Genomic DNA, 23,074 nt, shown 5'->3' with positions numbered 1-23,074 from the left:
AAAAATAAAATTGAAATGAAGAAAGTAAAATTGTGTCTGACATTTATGTTAGCAGGACTCGTATTGCTTAGCTGCAACAATAAAAAAAATAATCCTGAAGAAAAGAAAAGCGAAGTCGCCTCAATAGAAAAAAGAGAAATCTGGACAAAAGATCAGGCCAATAAATGGTACGCAGAACAGCCTTGGTTAGTTGGGGCAAATTATTCTCCTAGCACAGCTATAAATCAGTTAGAGATGTGGCAGGAAGATACTTTTGATCCAAAACGAATTGATCAGGAATTGGGCTGGGCCGAAGGTCTTGGTATGAATGTAATGCGCGTGTATCTGCACGATTTATTGCATCAGCAAGATGCAGAAGGACTTTACAAACGCATGGATCAGTTTTTAGAAATTGCTGATAAACACCACATAAAAACCCTTTTTGTTTTGTTTGATTCTTGTTGGGATCCGTTTCCAGCTTTAGGAAAACAGCGTGCTCCAAAACCGCATACGCATAATTCAGGTTGGGTGCAGGCTCCGGGACAAAAGGCGCTTCAGGATAAAACACAATATCCGCGTTTAGAGAAATATGTAAAAGAAACGGTTTCTCATTTTAAAGATGACAAACGTATTTTAGGTTGGGATGTTTGGAACGAACCAGATAACATGACAGGACCATCTTACGAAAAAGTAGAAATTAAAAATAAAGTCGATTTGATTTTACCGCTTTTAAAAGATGTTTTTGTGTGGGCAAGAGAGAGCAATCCTTCTCAGCCACTGACTTCTGGAGTTTGGGTAGGAGATTGGAGCGACGAAGCGAAAATGAAACCAATGCATAAAATGCAGATCGAGCAGTCTGATATTGTTTCTTTCCACAATTACAACACGCCTCAGGATTTCGAAAAAGTAATCAAGCAATTACAGCGTTACGGAAAACCATTAATCTGTACAGAATATATGGCAAGACCAAACGGAAGCACTTTTGAAGGATTTCTTCCAATAGCTAGAAAATACAACATAGGAATGATCAATTGGGGATTTGTAGACGGAAAAACACAAACGAAATACGCTTGGGACAGTTGGACAAAAACATACACAGCAGAACCAAAATTATGGTTTCACGATGTATTACACACAGACGGAACACCATATATTAAAGCCGAAACCGATTTGATTAAGAAAATGACATCTGAAGCTAATAAGAAGAATTAGATAATTAGATAATGTGTCAATTTGGTAATTAGATAATTCTTGAAATGTGTTAATTGACTAATTTTCTAATTGACACATTATCTCATTTTCTAATTATCACATTAAAAAATAGCTTATGAAAACAACAAAGAACTTATTTTTTCTAATGATGATTCTGGTTGGATTTTCCGCGAAAGCGCAACAGCCAGATCCTCCTGGACAGGTAAAAGGAAGCGAAAAACCAAAAAACGAAGCCTATCTTTTTGCGCACATGACGCATAACGATTACGGCAGATTGTACTATTCTGTTAGTTTGGACGGACTTCATTGGGAAAATCTAAATAACGGAAAACGCGTTTTTGAAGATTATAAGGGACATCCCGATATCTGCAAAGGCCCAGACGGGAAATATTACATTGCAGGAAATACAGGAGACGATGCTAAAAGCATTAATATCTGGGTTTCGGATGATTTAATCACTTGGAAAAAACATTCTGATTATACTCCAGATTTAAAAAGCACGCCAGATTATTCTAACGCTTTACAGCGAATTGGTGCTCCGAAATTATATTATGACGAACCTTCTCAAAAGTTCATCATGACTTGGCACACGCCACATTTGGAAGGAACTAAAGAAGATGGAGAACGTTATTGGGCAAGTCAGCGTACATTGTATGTTTTGTCTAAAGATTTAAAAACTTTCGAAGGAACACCAAAACGTTTATTCGATTGGGATATGGGAACAATTGATGTTTTTATTCGTAAAGTTGGCGATTCTTACTACGCCGTGATTAAAGACGAGACGTATCCAACTTTGTATTGGACAACCGGAAAAACGATCCGAATTGCCAAATCAAAAAATCTTTTAGGACCTTATTCTTTGCCCCAGCAATCTATCAGTCCAAACTTTAGAGAAGCGCCAATGTTAATTCCTTCTCCAGATGACAAAATATGGTACATGTATTACGAACAATATCCAGGTGTTTCCTACGGATTATCGATTGCAGATAACCTTAACGGACCTTGGTTTCAAGCCTCAGGCTACACTTTTTTCTCAGATTGGGACAAATACAGTCTCCCAGAAAAAGTACGCCACGGCTGCATGATTACAATCTCTAAAAAAGAATACGACAGTTTGGTGAAGAAATTCGGAATTGTGAAAGATGTTAGAAGTAAAAAGTAAAAAGTAAAAAGTAAAAAGTAAAAAGTTGAGAAGTAAAAACTCAGTCCAACATTTTACATTTTCACATCTCACATTTCACCAATTAAAAAAATGGTTAGTTAAGTTAGTTTAGTTCAGTAATTATCGGGCTTATGTGGAGATGAGCCCGGTAATTCATTTTGATTTAGAAGAAAATCATGGCATTCATTAAATGCCTAAAAATATAAAACATGAAAAGAAAAAGTATCCTTTTTTTAGCCTTGTTATCCATGTTTGCTGCTAATGCGCAATGGAAACCACAAGGTGATAAAATCAAGACCAAATGGGCAGAGCAGGTTGATCCGAAGAAAACTTTACCCGAATATCCCCGTCCGATTATGGAGCGCGGCCAATGGAAAAATTTGAATGGTTTGTGGAATTATAGCATTCAAGAGTTTGGAAAAGCCGCGCCTTCAAAATATGACGGGCAGATTCTGGTTCCGTTTGCAGCCGAATCGAGTTTGTCTGGCGTGATGAAAGAAGTTGGTGCTAAAAATGAACTTTGGTACGAAACTCAATTTTCGATTGAATCGGGCTGGAACGGAAAAAATATCCTTTTGCATTTCGGAGCTGTCGATTGGAAAACAGAAGTTTTTGTGAATGATGTAAAAGTGGGTTCGCATACGGGAGGTTATACGCCGTTTTCGTTTGACATTACGCCATTCATCCAAAAAGGGAAAAATCAAAAGCTAGTTGTAAAAGTTTGGGATCCTTCCAACGATGGGCCTCAACCAAGAGGAAAACAAGTTAAGAATCCAGAAGGAATTTGGTACACGCCTGTTACTGGAATCTGGCAAACGGTTTGGATTGAGCCTGTAAATGCTAAAAACATTGCAGCATTAAAAACAACGCCAAATATTGATCAAAATACGATTAGTATAAAAGCTGAGGCAAATGGAGCAGAAAAAGGCGATTTAGTTGAAATTTTTGTTTTCGATAACGGAAAAGAGATTGCTAAAGAAAAAGCGGTTGTGGGCGAAAGTAATGATATTGTTTTGAATAATCCGAAATTGTGGTCGCCTGAAAGTCCGTTTTTGTATCAGACTAAAATTCGCTTAATCAGCAAAAACAAAGTGGTTGATGAGGTGAAAGGTTATTTTGCAATGCGAAAAATCTCGTCTAAACGCGATGAAAACGGAATCGTGAGAATGCAGTTAAATAACAAAGATTATTTTCAATTCGGACCTCTTGATCAAGGCTGGTGGCCAGACGGATTGTATACAGCGCCAACTGATGAAGCTTTGAAATATGATATTATTAAAACCAAAGAACTAGGTTTTAATATGATTCGTAAACACGTAAAAGTTGAGCCGGAGCGCTGGTATACGCATTGCGATCAGTTAGGGATTTTGGTTTGGCAAGATATGCCAAGCGGAGATGATCAGCCAGTTTGGCAAAATAGAAAGTATTTTGAAGGAACAGAATTACAGCGTTCAGCAAAATCGGAAGAAATTTACAGAAAAGAGTGGCGCGAAATTATGGATCATCTGTATTCTTATCCAAGTATTGTGGTTTGGGTTCCGTTTAACGAAGCTTGGGGACAATTTAAAACTGTTGAAATTACAGAATGGACAAAAAATCATGATGCAACGCGTCTGATTAATTCTGCAAGTGGAGGAAATCACTTTCAAACGGGAGATATTTTAGATTTACACAATTATCCTGGTCCAGATATGTATTTGTACGATGCCAGAAGAGTTACGGTCTTGGGAGAGTATGGCGGAATCGGTCTTCCGTTAGAAGGACATCTTTGGAGAGCAAATGACAACTGGGGTTACATCAAATTTAAAAATGAGGCAGAAGTTACCGCCGAATACAAAAAGTACGCGGAAACGCTTCGAAAATACGTTAAAACGGGATTCTCGGCTGCAGTCTATAATCAAACAACCGATGTTGAAGGCGAAGTAAACGGTTTTATGACCTACGATAGAAAAGTGGATAAAATGGATTTTAAAGCTGTGAACAAAATTAACACGGAGGTTATCAATGCTTTGAATTAGAATTACATTTATTTCTCCCGCAGATTTGGCAGATTACGCTGATAAAAAAATCTGTAAAATCTGCGTGAGAAAATTCAAAGACTAACAAAAAACTAAAAATGAAAAAATATCTAATCCTTTTCCTGTTCACAACGATAAGTTTCGCACAGCAAAAAACATTCACTAATCCAATCCTTCCATCGGGAGCAGATCCTTACAGCACGTATTACAAAGGCTATTATTACTATACGAACACACTTGGAAACAAATTGGTTTTGTGGAAAACAAAAGATCTTTCGGATATTAAAAATGCAGAAAGCAAAGTGATTTGGATACCGCCGAAAAACACCGATTATTCGGCAGAAATCTGGGCGCCTGAGTTTCATATTATCAACGGAAAATGGTATTGCTATTTTGCGGCAGATAATGGCGATAACAACAATCACAGGATGTATGTTTTAGAAAATAAATCTTCAGATCCGTTTAAAGGGAAATTTGAGTTTAAAGGCAAAATCGCTGCAAAAACCGATAAATGGGCAATTGACGGAAATGTTTTTGAATATAAAAAACAGCTGTACATGATTTGGGCAGGCTGGGAAGGAGACAAAAACGGTCAGCAGAATATTTACATTGCCAAAATGAAAAATCCGTTAGAGATTGATGGCGATCGCGTTATGATTTCTGCACCAACAAACGATTGGGAAACGCACGGAGCTTTGCATGATGAGGTGAATCCGCCACAGGTAAATGTGAACGAAGGGCCACAGTTTTTAGAAAGAAACGGAAAAATCTTTATTGTGTTTTCTGCAAGCGGCTGTTGGACCGATTTCTATGCTTTAGGATTGTTAACCTTTACGGGCACAGATAATTTGCTAGATGCAAATGCTTGGAAGAAATCTCCTGAGCCTATTTTCAAACAATCAGAAAAAAACAAAGTTTACGCGCCGGGACATAATTCATTCTTTAAATCTCCTGACGGAAAGGAAGACTGGATTTTGTATCATGCCAATTCAAACCCAGGAGAGGGATGCGGTAACAAAAGATCGCCAAGAATGCAAAAAATAGAATGGGACGCCAACGGTTTTCCAGTTTTGGGCGAACCAGTTAGTGAAGGAATGCCATTGGCTATTCCGTCAAATTAAAATCATTTCAAAAAAGATAAAAATGAAAAATATTCAAATTGCTGCAGTTTTGTTGCTTGTACTTTTCCAATTTAACTGTAAAGACAATAAAAAAGAAAATACAGCTTCAAAAGAAAACTTAGAAACCAAATCAGATTCTATAAAAACGGTTTTAGAGACTAAAAACTTCGATACGATAATCGATGGTAAAAAAGTCAGTTTGTATTGGATCGAAAATAAAGATATAAAAGCTGCTTTTACCAACTATGGCGGGCGATTAGTAGGTTTATGGGTTAAGGATAAAAACGGAAAACCAACCGATGTCGTAGTCGGAATGAATAGCGTAAAAGGCTTTAAGAATTCAACTGAACCTTATTTTGGTGCTACAATCGGAAGAGTTGGCAACAGAGTTGCATTAGGCAAATTTACGCTCGAAGGAAAACACTATCAGATTCCGCTTAATAACGGGAAAAATGCGTTACACGGTGGTGTAAAAGGGTTTCAAGACGTTGTTTGGAATGCTGAAAAGACAAATGAGAATACGCTGGTTTTTACGTATGCTTCGCCAGATGGAGAACAAGGTTTTCCTGGAAATTTAAACGTAAAAGTAACTTATTCTATTACAGATGATCATACGGTAAAAATGGAATATGAAGCTACAACGGATAAAACTACGATTGTCAATTTAACCAATCACGCCTTTTTCAATTTGAATGGAGAAGGAAGCGGAACAATTTTAAATCATGAATTACAGATTTACGGAGATAAATTTACACCAGTTGATGAAGGTTTGATTCCGACTGGAGAATTGAAATCGGTAAAAAATACACCTTTCGATTTTACATCAAAACATAAAATTGGCGAAAGAATAGAAACCAAAGACGAACAGCTGAAATTCGGAAAAGGTTATGACCATAATTATGTGCTTAATGGGGCTAAAAAAGACGGATTTATGCATGCGGCAACGATTAAAGGTGATGTTTCAGGTATTACTTTAGATATTTATACAGAAGAGCTTGGACTACAATTTTATAGCGGAAACTTCATGCAAAGCAAAAATACCTTTAAATCAGGCGCTAAAGATGATTTTAGGACTGCTTTCGCCTTAGAAACACAGCACTTTCCAGATGCGCCAAATCAGCCAAAATTCCCTCAAATAACTTTAAAGGCAGGAGAGAAGTATCATACGGTTTCTTTATATCAATTTTCGGCAAAATAGTAATGAGTTTTGAGCTGGAAATTAGGAGTTGAAAAGCGTTATGCGAAAGACTTTTTTGTGAAAAATAAAAAGGAGTTTTTTGAAGCGAAATAACGGATTTTTATCAAAATTAGCTTCATAGAGGTTTTCTATAGTGTTGTTTTAACTAATTGATTTTTAGTTTTTAAATTGATTTAATTAAATAAAAAGTTTAACAATGAAAATAAAAAAGTATTTTACGCTTTTAAGTCTGTTTTGTGCCTTTATTTGTTGTTCTCAAGATAAAGAAACGGTTAAAAAAACGACTTCAAAAGAGCAACCAATCTTGTTGGCAGATCCAACCATTTTTTACGAAAATGGAGTTTATTATTTATATGGAACGACGACAGGAGATTTTCCTAATGGAGAAGGTTTTCAAGTATACACTTCTTCCGATTTGAAAAAATGGAAAGGTCCTGTTGGAGCGCAAAATGGATTGGCATTAAAAAAGGGAGACGCTTATGGAACGAAAGGTTTTTGGGCACCGCAAGTTTTTAAAAACAACAATAAGTTTTATATGATTTATACTGCCGATGAGAATATTGCCATTGCAAGCAGCGATAGTCCGCTTGGGCCATTTAAAAACGATTCTAAGGCTTCAATGTTTAATTCGGGCAAACAGATTGATCCTTTCTTTTTTGTTGATCAGGACGGCAAAAAATACCTTTATCAGGTGCGTTTGACTAATGGAAACCGAATTTTTGTAGCTGAATTGAATGATGATTTCTCTGGAATAAAAGAAGAAACGCTTAAAGAATGTATCTCTGGTGTTCTTCCGTGGGAAAACAGCCAGAATGTTTCATGGCCGGTTACAGAAGGTCCGACAGTTTTAAAGCACAATAACCTGTATTATATGATTTATTCTGCAAACGATTTTAGAAATCCCGATTACGCAGTGGGTTATGCGACAGCTACAAGTCCAATGGGGCCTTGGGAAAAAGCAGCTGAAAGTCCGATAATCAGCAGAAAAGATGTTGGTGTAAATGGAGTAGGTCACGGTGATGTTTTCTATGATAAAAACGGAAAAATGAAGTATGTGCTGCATACGCATTTTAGCAATAGCGGTGTTTCTCCAAGAAAAGCGGCAATAATCGATATTGATTTTGAAGGAAATAAAATCAAAGCAGATGCGAAAAGTTTTGTTTTGCTAACAGAATAAAACTTGTGATTTTAGAGTTGATAACGTGGGCTGACTTGTTTTTAAGTCAGCCTTTTTTTAACATTTTAACCTGCTTTTAACACAGATGCCATTTTAATATTGTCTATTTCAGTTCAGATTCGTACATTGTTAAAAATTACAGACATGACTAAAAAAATAGAAGATTTAATTCCGCATCGTGCTCCCTTTCTCTTTGTAGATGAAATTATTTCTTATACAACAGACACAATCATTGGTTTAAAGACATTTACAGATAAAGATGCCTGGCTTCAGGGCAGTTTTCCCGATTTTAATTTTGTTCCGGGAACTATTTTGATCGAAGCTATGGCGCAATGTGGTGGTGCAGGAATAAAGCTTTTAGGAATCGCAGATGGCGTTTTTGGCTTAGTAAGCTTAGATAAAGTGGAATTTTTTGGCGGTGTTGAATTCAATAAACTCGTTAAATTTGTTGTAAAAAACATTCGTACAAGCGAAAAAATCATAAAACAATCTGGTGAAGCTTTTGATGAAGATAAATTGATTATGAAAGGCGAATGGATGTGTGTGAAGCTTCAGTAATGTGGTATAGAAGAGAGAAGTAAGAAGAGAGATGAAAGAAGCAAGATTATAGAAGTAAGACTATAGAAGTAAGAAGCTAGATATAGAATATCTAGTGGATGTATCGAAAAGAGGTTTTTTAAAGCTTCGGAGAAGCGAAATATTTATAGCTTGGGATAAAATTTTAAAGTAAAAAGCTCCGGAGGAGCGACATATTTCTTAGCTAGATATGTCGCTCCTCCGGAGCTTTTTCTATTTTTCTTACCGTAATTCTATAAATATTTCACCCCGCTGGGGTGTTGCAAATATTTTTTTTACATTTTTGTTATGATGAATTCGCTTCGGCGATTGACTTGATGTTGCGCTTCTGTACACGGAACGCCGTTAGAACAATTATTGATTAGCTGAGTTTCTCCGTAGCCTATTGCGCTTTCGATTCTTTCGGGAGCAACTCCTTGAGAAATGAGATAGTCTCTTGTGGCTTTTGCTCTTCTGTCCGACAATTCTAAATTGTATTGATCATTGGCACGAGAGTCGGTGTGCGATTCAATTTTTATAACAATTGAGTTATACTGATGCATTAAGAGAACTATTTTATTTAATTCTATTTCAGCATCATAGCGAATATCTGATTTGTTTAAATCAAAGAAAATAATTCCGATTTTTATTTTCAGGACCCCGTTTTCCCTAGCAATTAAAGCAGGATCCAAACCTACAAGAGCTTCTGTTTTTCCAGAGCTGTTTGCGGTAACAATTGCCTTGTTATTGGCGTTATAATTGTCTTTTGTAACCTCAATTGTGTAAGGAGTATTACAATTTACATTGTTATTAAAATCATATTTTCCGTCGAGCTGAGAAACGGTTTCTGCCACTTTTATCCCGTTTGCGTTTTTCAGTGTTACCATAGCACCTGCAATTCTGTTGTTTGAAATAGCATCGAAAACATAACCGCTTATGGCTTGGTTGCACGATCTTTCAAAAGAGTAAATATCATCATCGCCTTTTCCTGTTTTTCTATTTGAGCACACAAAACCCTTGTTAGTTGCTTCGTTAACGATATATCCAAAATCATCTCTATTGCTGTTTAAAGGCGCTCCGAGATTGGCTGGTGTGTCAAAAGCACCATTATTTATTCGGCTTTCAAATACGTCTAAACCTCCTAATCCTAAAAATCCGTCAGAAGAAAAATACAATGCTTGATCGGTAATGTATGGGAACATTTCACGTCCCGTCGTATTTATTTTTTCGCCTAAATTTTTGGGTTCCGAGAATTGATTATTGCCCAAAATATCCACTACAAAAATATCGGTAGAACCAATTGTTCCTGGCATATCTGAAACGAAATAAAGCTTTTTACCATCTTTGCTTACTGAAGGATGTCCAACTGAGTAATTGTCGCTGTTAAAAGGCAATTCTTTAATGTCAGTCCATTGTGTGGTGCCATTTTGGTTTTCTACAGCCGTTGCGGAGTAGATTTTTAGGTTATTAATGCCTTTGCTGTCACGTTTCAGCTTACCGTTATAGTTGTTTCGGGTAAAGTAAATTGTTTTTTCGTCTGGAGAAAAGGCAATGCAGGCTTCATGATATTTGGTGGTGATGTCTTTTCCGAAACGTTCTTTGAAAGTGACACTAGATTGCGTTTCGCTTATTTTTCCCAGTTGCATATTCAGATAAGGCTGATCGTTCCAGCCGTATTTATCTGTTTTCCAATACGAAGAGTCAGCAGTAGTGGAATACACTAAATCGCCTTTGTAATACATTGGTCCAAAATCGGAATTAGCAGTATTTATGTCTAAATTCTCCAGTATAAAAGAAGGTTTTATATTTTCGATATCTTCTAGAGTGACATTTTTAAGCGAAAAGTTCTTCGCTCTGGCATCGGTCGATTTTTGTTTTTCGGCGAAGCTTTTCATCCATTTTTTTGCCAGTTCGTAATTCTGAATTCCTTGCAGTGATTGTGCATAACGGAATAGATATTCGGCGGAAACTTCATTAGGATATTCATTAATCAGTTTTCCGTACCATTTTGAAGCACTGGACATTTTTGTATTGAAATAATAAGCGTCTCCAAGTCGCTGAAGTGTTTCTTTGGAAGCATCTCCATTGTTGATGGAAAGTTCATACGATTTTGCGGCTTCAACATAATACATCTTATCAAAAAGAGCATCGGCAGTTTTGTTTTTGGTTTGCGAATGAATCAGCTGTAAAACCAATAATGCGAGTATAGTAATTGTTCTTTTCATAGACTATCCGTATTAAAAGAATCTTGGTGATTTTAGTCCTTTTTTGCGTGAAACCAGTTCAAAACGAAGCATAATTTCGTGCGTACCGCTGTTGTAATTCTGCAAAGCGGTTGTAGTATAATCGTAAGCATAACCTGCCATAATCATTGGTGTGATTTGTATTCCAACAAGACCGCTCACAGAATCTGATGTACGATAGGAAACACCGAGTGTAAGAGCATTGTTGAACATAAAATTGGCAGATATATCGGCAATCATTGGAGCGCCAGCCACATATTTTAAGAAAAGAGCAGGTTTGAATTTGGTATGTGCCGAAAGGTCAAAAACATAACCTCCAATAAGATAAACGTGTATTCTCTGATTGACCAAATCTTCGCTGATATCATCGTAAGTATAACGTTCGCGGGTCATAAAATTCGGAATGGAAAGTCCGATATAATCTCTCTCTCCATGCCAATACAATCCAGCACCGATAACAGGAAGGAATTTGTTGGTAATGTTTTCACGAAATTGTACATCGGGATCTTTATAACTTCCTTTAGACCAGTCGATATTGATGACACGTCCGCCTCCTTTTACTCCAAAAGAAAGTTTATGATTTTCTCCAGATTTAATGGTATAAGAGAAATTGGCATCTAGATATTGCTCATCTGTTGGTCCGATTTCTTCGTTTACGATTGAAATTCCAAGACCTACATTTTTTCCGACTGGTGTATCCAAAGAAAAACTTTGGGTGTCTGGAGCACCTTGAATACCAACCCACTGCGTTCTGTAGATTCCTGTTATAGCTAAATGCCCCAACGAACCGGCATAAGCAGAGTTTACGGTGAGTGTGTTGTACATATACTGCGTGTATTGTGGGTCTTGCTGCGCAAAGGCTCCATATACCGAGAATAGAGTTATTATCGCGAAAACCTTTTTTATATTTTTAATCATAGCCAATTTTATTTTGGTTAATCCTATTCTTAAATTTTCTTTTTCTGGATGGTTTTATTTTAGGTAAACCCATCCAGAGGTTTTTTTAGATCCGTCTCCTAAATCAAGGATATAGAAATAGGTGCCTTCAGGAAGCGTTTTGGCAGAACCATCTGCTTTTCCGTCCCAAGTATTTTTATATCCTTTTTGGTAGTAAACCAAATTACCCCAGCGGTTAAAGATTTCGAGCTGATTATTTGGATATCTTTCAATACAATCAATGTAGAAGAAATCGTTTTGGCCGTCGTCATTTGGTGAAAACTCATTGTAGATTTTCAGACAGTTTGGCGAAACGGTAGCGCTATCCTGATTGTTTGCTGAATTGGTGTCTATCTGATCTAGTTTAACCAAATGAGCATTATTCAAATAATCATTAAAATCAACCACTTTAACAGTTAGTGTTAATGTTTGAGGAGTTCCTTTATTAATTGTTGGAATGCTCCAGATGCCTGTTTTCGAATCGTAAGTTCCAGAAGTTACCGCTGAGTTTACTAATAAATATCCTTTAGGCAATGCATCTTGAACCTCTACATTTGTTGCAGTTAAATTGCCTAAATTTTCTGCTGTTATGGTAAAGACTACTTGGCTATCCATCGGAACATCTGTTTTATCGACTTCTTTATTGATGGCTACGTCGGTAGAAGGAATGTTGATAGATTCAGAATCTTCATCATCTTCGCTTTGGTCTCCGTTATCATTATTTGGTGTCGAATCTGGATCAAATTGATTGCTGGCAGTTACTTGAGCGATATTAACATAATCAACGCTTTCAAGTCCCAACGGATTCGCTACAGTTGCTTCATAGGTTAACGTAATACCTCCCACAGGAACAGTTAGGTCAACCCATTTGATCGCATTCTTACTGAAAATACCTCCATTATTGATATTCGATATATTCTTGAATCCAAGCGGTATCAAGTCTTCAACAGCAACTCCGGTAGCGGTGCTCGGACCTTCATTGTTAAGCTGCAGGGTGAATGTAACTACCTCGTTTACATTTGCGTTTTTGTTGCTGGCTGTTTTCTCCAGACTTAAATCGGCAACTGCAACTTTGATTTGCAAACTATCATAATCGTCTTCTGTTGTCACTCCATTGTTTGGAGTAGAATCAGGATCAGGAAGATTGCTGGCAATAACCTCGGTTATATTGGTATATTCGCCTGCTATACCTTTCGGCTTATTTACTGTTGTATAAATATCTAGTGACTGATCGGTTCCAGTTGGAATGTTTCCGACATTCCAAACTCCAGTAACATAGTTGTATAAACCACTTGTAGGACTACTAGTCTGATAGGTAAATCCAGGTGGCAGCAAGTCTTTGACTCTTACACCAGAAGCATCTGCCGGACCATCATTGGTAACAGTGACAGTGAAAATAACTGTTGAACCAACATCATGAACCGCATCCTGATTAAGAGCTGTTTTCTTAATAGATAAATCTGCCATTACAATTACTGGCGTAACAGCAATACTATCATAATCATCTTCCGTTATAACTCCATTGCCAGGCGTACTATCTGGATCAAATTGATCTGCAGTCATAATTTCGGCTGTATTTAAGTATTCATCTGGAGTGCCTGTCGGACTTTTTACAAAAACATTTAAAAGCAAAGTATGGCTATTTCCAGCAAGTATGACTCCAGGAGTCCATATGCCTGTTGTAGGGTTGTAAGCTCCAGAAGTTGAATTATAGAAAATATAATCATATCCAGAAGGCAATACATCTTTTATAGTAACGCCTGTAGAATTGCTAGGTCCTGAGTTGGTTACCGTAATAGAGAATGAAATTTGCGATCCTACAGCAGGGTTAAGTATGTTGTTGATTACTTTTTTCTCAATAGAAAGATCGGCAACTGCAGGAACAGGAGTTAATAATAATGAACTCATATCGTCTTCACCGCTCACATTATTATTTGGTGTCGAATCTGGATCCAATTCATTAGAAGCATAAACTTCTGCAATATTTTGGTAAACACCAGTGGTATTTACTTTTGCACCTATTAGTAAAGATTCTGAACTTCCATTTGGTATAGTTCCAACATCCCAGATTCCAGTAGAATTATGATATTGTCCTGCTGTTGAGGCGTATACCACATAATCGTAACCGCTTGGTAGCATATCTATTACTTTAACACCTGTTGCGTTTTGCGGTCCGCTGTTTGTCACTGTTATCTCAAAAGTAACAGTTGCACCAAATATTGGACTTAAGTTACCGCCTACGATCGCTTTTGTAAGTGATAAATCGGCCATTGGAACAACAGGGACTGTTGCGACTTCGGCATAATCATCTTCTGTCTTGATTCCGTTGTTTGGAGTAGAATCTGGGTCGGGAAGACTGCTGGCGGTTACTTCTGTTGTATTTAAATAATTGCCAGAAGCATTTACTATAGCTGTTAACTGAAGTGTTTGAGAATCTCCACTGGCCAAAGATCCAATGTTCCATTTTCCGGTTGCACTCGTATAAGTCCCTTTTGTCGCTGTAAAATTGCTAAAAGTGTAACCAGAAGGCAGTAAATCGGTTACTTCAACTCCTGTTGCATTTTGAGGTCCCTGATTAGTTATGATTATTTCAAAAGTTACAGGAGTTCCAATTAATGGTGTTGGATTATTTACTGTTTTAGTTAAAGATAAATCTGCTGCTTGTCCTAAAGGAGAAGTGGTAGCTGTACCGTAATCATTTTCAGTAGGAACACCATTGCCAGGAGTAGAATTAGGATCTGGAAGACTGCTAGCTGTTACTTCAGCCACATTTGTATAATTTCCTGTAGCATTTACTATAGCGGTTATACGTAATACTTGCGAGTCTCCGTTTAAGAATGTACCAATTGTCCATTTTCCAGTTGTGGGATTGTAAGTTCCTTTTGTAGCACTGTAATTGGCAAAAGTATAGCCAGAAGGCAATAAATCGGTAACTTCAACGCCAGTCGTATTTTGAGGCCCATTATTAGTTGCAATTACTTCAAATATAACCGGTGAACCTACTAATGGAACTGTATTGTTAACTGTTTTAGTTAAAGATAAATCTGCCGCTTGTGCGTTTGGAGTAACTGTTGCCGTTGCATAATCGTCTTCTGTAGTAACTCCATTGTTTGGTGTTGAGTCAGGATCGGGAAGCGCGCTTGCGGTTACTTCGGCAACGTTTACATAATTTCCTGTCGGATTTACTAATGCCAAGATTTGTAAAGTTTCGGATTTTCCGTTGATTAAATTGCCAACGGTCCATAATCCAGTCGTTGGATTATAGGTTCCTGTAGAAATTGTGAAATTCGAGTAAGTATAGCCACTTGGAAGTAAATCGGTAACCGTCACGCCCGAAGTATCTTGAGGCCCGTTATTGGTTACAATCACTTCAAAAGTAACTAAAGAACCTACTAGCGGATTACTATTGCTTACTGTTTTGGTCAATGATAAATCTGCAGATTGTGCTGTTGGATTAATAGTGGCTGTAGCATAATCATTTTCAGTAGGAACACCATTGTTTGGAGTAGAATTAGGATCAGGAAGAGTTGCTGCAGTTACTTCGGCAATATTAAGATAATCACCAGAAGCATTTACTATGGCTGTAATTTGCAGTGTTTCAGATTCTCCATTAGCTAAATTACCAACTGTCCAAAGACCTGTTGTTGAATTATAAGTTCCTCTAGAAAGAGTGAAACCACTATATGTATATCCTGAAGGCAACAAGTCGGTTATTTGAACTCCCGTATTATCCTGTGGTCCATTATTGGTAACAACAACTGCAAAAGTTACTGGTGAGCCAGCTACAGGCGTAGTATTGTTTACCGTTTTAGTTAAGGATAAATCAGATGATTGCGTTACAGGCGTTGTTGATACTTCAGCATAATCATCTTCTGTCGTAACTCCATTATTTGGAGTTGAATCAGGATCAGGCTGATTACTTGCTGTAATTTCGGAAGTATTTGTGTAGTTTCCTGCAGCATTTACTACCGCTGTTATTTGTAAAGTATGAGTAACACCAATTGCGACATTTCCAACAGTCCATATTCCTGTTGCCGAGTCGTAGCTTCCAGCCGTTGCACTATAAGAAGCGTAAGTATATCCAGAAGGCAGTAAATCGGTAACTGCAACGCCATCAGCGGCTTGTGGTCCAGCATTGCTTATTTGAAGGCTGAAAGTTATCTGAGAACCTACAAGTGGGGCAGTGTTATTTACTGTTTTAGTTAATGATAAATCGGCCGATACTGGTACCGGAACTGTTGTTGCTTCGGCATAGTCATCTTCCGTCGTAACACCATTATTTGGAGTTGAATCAGGATCTGGCTGACTGCTTGCTGTAATTTCTGCACTATTAGTATAATTTCCAGAAGCATTTACTATAGCTGTTATCTGTAAAGTGTAAGAATCTGAAATAGGCATGTTTCCAACTGTCCATAGACCTGTCGTCGGATTATAACTTCCTGTTGTTGCGCTATACGATACGTAGGTATATCCAGAAGGAAGTAAATCGGTAACAGTAACTCCATTGGCTTCCTGCGGACCAGAATTAGTTACCTGAATACTGAAAGTTACTTGCGAACCAACAAGCGGAGCAGCATTATTTACGGTTTTAGTTAAAGATAAATCTGCTGATGTAGGAATAGGAACTGTTGTAGCTTCGGCATAATCATCTTCTGTAGTAACTCCATTGTTTGGTGTGGAGTCTGGATCTGGAAGATTTGCAGCGGTTATTTCAGCTTTGTTGGTATAATCGCCGCTCGGATTTACTTTTGCCACAATTTGAAGCGTTTCTGCATCGCCCGTTACCAAATTACCAACATTCCATATTCCTGTAGCGGTGTCATAAGTTCCTGTAGAAACGGTAAATCCAGTAAAAGTATATCCTGACGGTAGTACATCTGTTACTTGTATGCCAAGATTATCTTGTGGGCCATTATTGGTTACAACCACTTCAAAAGTAACTAGAGAACCCACTAACGGTGTAGCATTATTAACCATCTTAGCCAAAGATAAATCTGAAGACTGTTGGATAGGAGTAGTAGTCGCCGTTCCGTAATCGTCTTCTGTCGGTACTCCGTTATTTGGAGTTGAGTCTGGATCAGGAGTATCACTATTGGTAACTTCTGCAATATTAGTATAATCTCCCGTTGAGTTGACTATTGCATTTATCTGTAAGGTTTCGGACTCACTGTTCTTTAATATATCCAGAGTCCATAAACCAGTTGTGCTGTCATAAGTTCCGCTTGTTGCATTAAAAGTGGCAAAAGTATAACCTGAAGGCAGTAAATCGGTTACTTGGACTTGAGCGGCGTCTTGTGGACCGCTGTTTTTAGTGATAATAGTAAATGTTACAAGAGAACCAACCAGAGGAGTAGTGTTACTTACCGTTTTAGTCAATGATAAATCTGCAGATGGAGGTATAGGAGTTAATACCACATTATCTTCATCATCTTCACTTTGATCTCCATCGTCATTATTTGGTGTACTGTCAGGATCAGGAAGATCACTGGCAGTAACTTGTGTTATATTTTTATAATCTCCTGTTGGCAATACTTTTGCATCAAGAATAAGTGATTCAGTAACACCAGTATCAACTGTACCAACATCCCAAATTCCAGTGGTGCTGTCGTATGTTCCGGCAGACGAACTATAATTTACGTATTGAAAGCCAGAAGGCAATAAATCTGTTACTTGCACTCCAGTTGCATTATTTGGACCGTCATTTTTTATTTTAAGTTCAAATGAAACTTGGCTTCCAACTACAGGACTTGTATTACCTGTAACTACATTTTTGGTTAAAGATAAGTCGGCAGAAGGCCCGATAAAAGTTATTTCAGCATCATCTTGATCATCTTCAGATGGAACATTATTATTTGGCACACTATCGGGATCAGGTAAATCGCTAGCTGTAATTTGTGCAACATTTAGATAATTTCCTAAAGGATTAACAAACGCATTAAAAGTCAGATTGACATTAGAGTTTGCAGGTATTAACAGATTTTTCCATTCAAGTGTTGCTGTCGCAACCTGATAGGTTCCGCCAGCAGATACTGATCCTGGAATAAGTGTGTATCCCACAGGAATAACATCTTTTACTGCAACTCCAGTCGCGTTTCCAGGTCCTCTGTTAAGCACATTAATTGTAAAAGTTATTTGATCTCCAGCTGCGGCAGAAGTTGGAGTTACCGTTTTAGTAAGTTCTAAGTCAGCTTGTTTTAAAGAAACTGTAGCGCTGGCCATGTCATCTTCAGGTAATCCGTTTCCTGGGGTACTATCGGGATCGAATTGATGTGCGGTCTGAATTTCTGCCGTATTAAAATAATCGCTCATTGATGTCACAACATTTACCTTTGCTGTGATTTGCAAGGCAAGAGAGTTTCCATTATTCAGATTGCCAACATTCCAAATTCCAGTGGTATTATTGTATTTTCCACCTCCATTATCGCTTACATACGTATATCCAGGTGGCAGATTGTCTGAAACTGTAATTCCAGTAGCATTATTAGGACCACTATTGGTAACTCTAATTGTAAACACGACGTTATCGTTTATACTTACAGTAGCAGGTGAAACGGTTTTCTGTAATGATAAATCGGCCACATCTAGAACTACTGTTGCGCTATCCTGATCATCTTCTGCAGGATTTTGATTGTTAGGTGTGCTATCAGGATCGAATTGATCTGATGCGACAACTTCTGCAGTATTAACATAAGATCCTCCGCCCAGAATTGTGGCTTTAAAAGATAAACTTAAAATACTGCCACTCGGAATTGTTATACCACTCCAAGTAATGGTATTGTCTCCAACATTGTATACTCCTCCCGAAGTAACCGTTCCAGCAACAAGTGCAAAACCGAACGGAATGAAATCACGTATGGAAACATTAGTTGCGGTAGCGGACCCACCTAGTGCGTTATTATTGAAAACGTTGATATTGAAAGTAACTACATCGCCAATACTTCCTGTTGTTGGTGTTACTGTTTTAGTTAATTCAAGATCAGCAATCGATAAAATGGTTAGGTTCATAGTGTCTGATGAAACGGCACAATTACCATTACTTACGGTCCATTGCAAAGTATATATTCCAGGAACAGTTCCCGTAATGGCTGTCGTAGGTGAGGTTGGATCCATAAAACCTACCGTACTTGGTCCTGAAACCTGAGTCCATTCTCCAGTACCAACTGTTGGAGGAGTTGCATTCATATTTACTGCTGTAAATTGAGGAACTCTTTGATTTGGACCTGCTTCTGCAGTGGATGGATTTGCATAAATTGTAACTTGAACAGTATCTTCAGAAATACATCCGGTTGTGGTTATTGTCCATTTAAATATGTATGTCCCAGGAATTAAAGTTAACATCAGCGAGTTTGGATTATTTGGAGCTGATATTGTAGCCGTATTAGGTCCAGAAACTTGAGTCCAAAGTCCAGTGCCAATAAGTGGAGTATTCGCAGCCATAGTTGCTGTAGTAACATTACACATTTCTTGATCAGGACCTGCATTGGCTACGGTTGGTGGATTATCGTTAAAAGTAATATTGACTGTGTCTGAGGTTGGCTGACATAACGAAGGGTTGGTAAAAGGACCGTTTGTAACTGTCCAAGTTAAGACATAAGTCCCTAAAACATTAATATTGGATAATGTAGTAACTGGACTGTTTGGATTATCAATTACAGCAGCTCCTCCCGGAGGCTGAGAAGCAAATGTCCATGTACCAATACCTACCGTAGGTGGTACAGCTGCAGTTTTGTAAGTAGTCTGACAAGCTACTGTGTCATCAGGGCCAGCATTTGCACCACTTGGAGGTGCATTCATGACGATTCTCACAATATCAGACAATGTTCTACAAGAAGGGCTTTCAAAAACCCATTCCAAAATATATAAACCTGGCACTGTTAAACCTGTAACTGTTGTCAGTGGAGCAGTAGGAGTTGTGATTACAGCTACACTTCCAGCAGGTTGAGATGCAAAACGCCATTCGAAGGTAGCAACGTCTGGTGGAGGTATGTTTCCTTGTAAAGTTGCGGTTCCGTTAACATCAGAAATACATAATGTTTGATCTGGACCTGCATTTGGTGGTATACTCGCTCCGCTGAATATTTCAACATTTACAGAATCAGAGGATCCTGGACAAGTTGATCCGTTAGGAAAATTGGCACTAGATGTGGTGTAGGTAAAAACGTAGCTAGTCCCAGGAACAACAGTAGCATTTGCAATATAACTGTTAGGTGGAGATTGGGATATATGAACATCTGCTGGATTTCCAGAAGTGCTAGTAAGTGTCCAGGTTCCAGTTGAATTTTTATTTCCTGTTAGCTGAATGCTGGTAACATCGCAATAAGTTTGATCAGGTCCTGCATCTGCCGCTGGAGTAACCACTACAACCATATCATCAAAAGTTCCTTGGCATAAGAAAATACTTTTTGCAGTTATAGTCCATCTAAAGGTATAAGTTCCCGCTACAAGCCCGTTAATTACAGTGTTTGGATTAGTCGGATCAACAATATTGGGCTGGTTTGGTGCGCCAGTTAATACAGACCATTGTCCAGTTTCAAAAAAGCTGTCATAAGCGCTTCCAGCCATTGTAACGCTTGTACTAGCGCAAATATTTTGATCTGGCCCCGCAATAGCTTGGTGAGGCGGAATACCTATTGTTAAATTAACGTCGTCGAATGCCTGACCGCAGACCGCAGCATCTACTGTCCATCTAAAAATATAATAACCACTATAGGTAAAAGTAAAAACCGCATTCGGGTCATGAATATCACTTATAGTATAGTCTCCAACACCAGAAATTCTTGTCCAAGTTCCAACTGCTCCACTGCTGGTTGTAGCGGCCATTGTAATGGTAGATGCACAGATTTCTTGATCAGGACCAGCATTTGCCGCAGGAGGAGTATTGGCAATTGTAACCGAAACATCACTTTTATTGGGTGTGCAAAGTCTTGTTATGGTTTCTATAGACCAGGTAAAAACGTAGGTTCCGTTTCCTGGAACAGTTACCAATGTATTTGGATCACTAGTATCCGCAAAAACAACTCCTGCAGATGGTGTTACCGACCAAAGTCCTATTTCAAAAAAACCGGGAGTATTACCGCTAAGATTAAAAGAAGTTGTTCCAGAAGGATAACAGGCATCTGGACCAGCATCTGAAGTTGATGATGCAGTAGAATTATTAGTAATGATTAGCACGGTATCTGAAACAGATGAACTACAAGATGGACCGGGATGAAGATAAGAAACGGTCCACTGTAATTCATATAGTGTTGAATTTAATGTAAAGCCTTTGGCTATCGCATTTGGATCATTAATATTAGAAAATGTAATAGGATCTGGTCCCGAAATTTGGCTCCATGTGCCTATTTCTCCACTTTGTACAGGTGCCGCTGCAAGTTGAACTTGAGAATTGGCACAGACAACCTGATCCGGTCCTGCATTTGGAGTTCCTAAGTTAGTATCGGATACGTAAATAGTTACTGTGGCAACTGAAAAACCACAGGTTGCACCGCCTCCTTTGGTTATGTATTGAAAAACATAAGTTCCAGGAACAAGTCCAGTTACCTGAGTATCTGTGGCAAAATTATCTGCAATTATAGCCTGATTTGGTCCGCTAAGCTGGCTCCAAAAATGCATGCCTTCGCCAGTTACAACTCCAGAAAGCATTGTACTGGTATCACCGCAAGGCAAACTTACATCAGATCCTGCATTAGATGGAGTAGGATCACCAGAAACTAGAATATTTAGAGTATCAAAACCATAATCGCAACCAGCAAGAATTGATCCGTTTTGGCTTCTAATAAATTCGACAGTATATTCTCCAGGTGTAGTAAGCGTTAAAGTCAAAGAATTCCCGGCATCTTGTAATGCAGTAGGAAAAGGAGCGAGCGGAGAAGTGTCTGGTCCTGTCACAATTCGATATTGATTTACTCCAGTTCCTGTAACAGTAAGTGGTATTGTAAACACAGTTGCATTACAGCTTCCAACCATATCATCACCATTATTGGCAACAATAGTTCTTGTTGCTCCGTTATACTCGACATGATAATCTTTAGTAAAAACGCAACCTGTATTGTTATTGGTAAGTGTATATCTAAACGTATATGGATCACCAGCATCAGATATATTTGTAACTAATGTAGTAGGGTTTGTTGGGGAAACAATCACAGCACCAGAATCTCCGGCTATTTGTGTCCATTGAACAGTCTCGCCAGCATATAATGGAGTTTGTGCTACTAATGTTACTTGATTAATATTGTTGTCGCAAAAGAAAATATTTTCATCGCCACCAGGAAGAGTCGTAACATCTTGTGTCGCAGCAGGAACATTAATTACCACCGTATCATTGCCAGAAGCACAAGGACCAGTTACAGTCCATCGAAAAGTGTAAGTTCCCTGAACGAGATTTGAAACTCCTGTATTATTAGCGCTAGGATTGGCAATTGTTGGCGTATTGGGACCGCTTACAAAAGTCCATTGTCCATTTTGTCCATTAAGTCCGCAACCGCCATAAGTTGCATCAAGATTGGTGCTTTGTGTAGTGGTATAACAATTGCTGAGTGTTTGATCTGGTCCTGCTGAAACTGGTTTTACACCTCCATAATTGGTTACGGTTATTTGAGAAGTAGTTCTACAGCGCTGTCCTGGAGCATATTCAGGACCTTCAATAACCCATTGAAGAGTTGTAACACCACAGCTTGTTGTAGGTAAAGTTATAGTTGAGGTTGGCAGGTTAGGAAAATTAATTACGACTCCGGCATTATTAGCCCCGACGATTTCCCAATGACCTGTTTCGCCTGTATTTTGAGGCGCATTTGCTGTAATAGATAAATTTCCAGAACTATTTGGACAGCTTGTTATATTGCTTCCTGCAATTGCAGTAGTAATAGGCTTAACATTTACCACTTTATCCTGATAGGCTGTAATTCCATCTGCACAGGTTGCGCTATATCTAAAAATGTAAGTATTTCCTCCTGTATAGCCAGAAACAGTTGTGCTTGGACTTGTTGGTGAATTGATGGTTACTGCTGGACCAGAAATTTGAGTCCATTTGACTGTGCCAATAATGGGGCTCGGATTATTTCCGGTTAAAACCATTGCATCAGTGGCGCAAATGGTTATATTCAATACTCCGGCGTTTACAGTACAGTTTTGTGCATTTGATTGAAAAGTGAGAAAGATTAATAATGCAGCAAAAGCTAGTTTTTTTGATAAAATGCAAGTTCTCCAAGAAAAATAAAATTGTGCCATAAGCAATCAGGAATGAAAAGGCAGCACAGCAAATTTATAACTACCTTAAATTAATAAATTGATTTTGAGCATTAATCGTAGTTAAGATTTAGAATATATTTTGGGGTTACTTCAAATTTAAAGAAAGATAGTTATGATTTTTTTTTTTGTATGTTGCAGATTATAAAATGAAACATAAAAAATAGGTTTTGAAACAATAAACTGCTTTATAATAGCGTCAGTAAGCGTTTACTGTAATAGTGGACTT

Annotated in this window: 10 protein-coding genes; 7 read left to right on the top strand and 3 right to left on the bottom strand. The window is 38.1% G+C overall.

What is annotated here, in order from left to right:
- Positions 1–15 precede the first annotated feature (15 nt).
- From LPB248_RS01630 to LPB248_RS01600, 7 genes are all read left to right on the top strand, one after another.
- Positions 16–1,191, top strand: coding sequence for a cellulase family glycosylhydrolase (locus LPB248_RS01630; protein ID WP_177209869.1), 1,176 nt, complete (start codon positions 16–18; stop codon positions 1,189–1,191).
- Between the two features lie 115 nt (positions 1,192–1,306).
- Positions 1,307–2,353 carry a glycoside hydrolase family 43 protein gene (locus tag LPB248_RS01625; RefSeq protein WP_177209868.1) on the top strand — a complete coding sequence of 349 codons (1,047 nt, stop codon included), beginning with the start codon at positions 1,307–1,309 and terminating at the stop codon, positions 2,351–2,353.
- A gap of 209 nt (positions 2,354–2,562) precedes the next feature.
- Positions 2,563–4,371: a glycoside hydrolase family 2 protein gene (locus LPB248_RS01620; protein ID WP_177209867.1), complete on the top strand. Its 1,809-nt coding sequence runs from the start codon at positions 2,563–2,565 to the stop codon at positions 4,369–4,371.
- A 98-nt stretch (positions 4,372–4,469) separates the two neighbouring features.
- Entirely contained in the window at positions 4,470–5,492 is a 1,023-nt protein-coding gene (locus tag LPB248_RS01615) for a family 43 glycosylhydrolase (protein ID WP_177209866.1), read from the top strand.
- Between the two features lie 22 nt (positions 5,493–5,514).
- Complete coding sequence (locus LPB248_RS01610; protein WP_177209865.1) at positions 5,515–6,690, top strand: aldose epimerase family protein; 1,176 nt, start codon at positions 5,515–5,517, stop codon at positions 6,688–6,690.
- Positions 6,691–6,886: 196 nt separating this feature from the next.
- On the top strand, positions 6,887–7,867 hold the full coding sequence (locus LPB248_RS01605; protein ID WP_177209864.1) for a glycoside hydrolase family 43 protein: 981 nt from the start codon (positions 6,887–6,889) through the stop codon (positions 7,865–7,867).
- Positions 7,868–8,011: 144 nt separating this feature from the next.
- Positions 8,012–8,425, top strand: coding sequence for a 3-hydroxyacyl-ACP dehydratase FabZ family protein (locus tag LPB248_RS01600; protein ID WP_177209863.1), 414 nt, complete (start codon positions 8,012–8,014; stop codon positions 8,423–8,425).
- A 293-nt stretch (positions 8,426–8,718) separates the two neighbouring features.
- Here the strand turns inward: LPB248_RS01600 and LPB248_RS01595 are convergent, their stop codons facing one another.
- The 3 genes from LPB248_RS01595 to LPB248_RS01585 are packed head-to-tail and all read right to left on the bottom strand — an operon-like array spanning position 8,719 to position 22,827.
- Positions 8,719–10,647 carry an OmpA family protein gene (locus LPB248_RS01595; protein ID WP_177209862.1) on the bottom strand — a complete coding sequence of 643 codons (1,929 nt, stop codon included), beginning with the start codon at positions 10,645–10,647 and terminating at the stop codon, positions 8,719–8,721.
- A gap of 12 nt (positions 10,648–10,659) precedes the next feature.
- Positions 10,660–11,583 (bottom strand): type IX secretion system membrane protein PorP/SprF, encoded by a 924-nt coding sequence (locus LPB248_RS01590; protein ID WP_177209861.1) that lies wholly within the window; start codon positions 11,581–11,583, stop codon positions 10,660–10,662.
- Between the two features lie 54 nt (positions 11,584–11,637).
- Positions 11,638–22,827, bottom strand: coding sequence for a PKD domain-containing protein (locus tag LPB248_RS01585; protein ID WP_177209860.1), 11,190 nt, complete (start codon positions 22,825–22,827; stop codon positions 11,638–11,640).
- Positions 22,828–23,074 lie beyond the last annotated feature (247 nt).

Source organism: Flavobacterium sp. LPB0248, from assembly GCF_013388355.1.
Taxonomy (GTDB): Bacteria; Bacteroidota; Bacteroidia; order Flavobacteriales; family Flavobacteriaceae; genus Flavobacterium.
This window is presented reverse-complemented; position numbering and strand designations above follow the sequence as displayed.

Excerpts from the sequence above, each read along its gene's own strand:
- LPB248_RS01630 (WP_177209869.1), top strand. The coding sequence starts at position 16 with ATGAAGAAAGTAAAATTGTGTCTGACATTTATGTTAGCAGGACTCGTA.
- LPB248_RS01625 (WP_177209868.1), top strand. The coding sequence starts at position 1,307 with ATGAAAACAACAAAGAACTTATTTTTTCTAATGATGATTCTGGTTGGA.
- LPB248_RS01620 (WP_177209867.1), top strand. The coding sequence starts at position 2,563 with ATGAAAAGAAAAAGTATCCTTTTTTTAGCCTTGTTATCCATGTTTGCT.
- LPB248_RS01615 (WP_177209866.1), top strand. The coding sequence starts at position 4,470 with ATGAAAAAATATCTAATCCTTTTCCTGTTCACAACGATAAGTTTCGCA.
- LPB248_RS01610 (WP_177209865.1), top strand. The coding sequence starts at position 5,515 with ATGAAAAATATTCAAATTGCTGCAGTTTTGTTGCTTGTACTTTTCCAA.
- LPB248_RS01605 (WP_177209864.1), top strand. The coding sequence starts at position 6,887 with ATGAAAATAAAAAAGTATTTTACGCTTTTAAGTCTGTTTTGTGCCTTT.
- LPB248_RS01600 (WP_177209863.1), top strand. The coding sequence starts at position 8,012 with ATGACTAAAAAAATAGAAGATTTAATTCCGCATCGTGCTCCCTTTCTC.
- LPB248_RS01595 (WP_177209862.1), bottom strand. The coding sequence starts at position 10,647 with ATGAAAAGAACAATTACTATACTCGCATTATTGGTTTTACAGCTGATT.
- LPB248_RS01590 (WP_177209861.1), bottom strand. The coding sequence starts at position 11,583 with ATGATTAAAAATATAAAAAAGGTTTTCGCGATAATAACTCTATTCTCG.
- LPB248_RS01585 (WP_177209860.1), bottom strand. The coding sequence starts at position 22,827 with ATGGCACAATTTTATTTTTCTTGGAGAACTTGCATTTTATCAAAAAAA.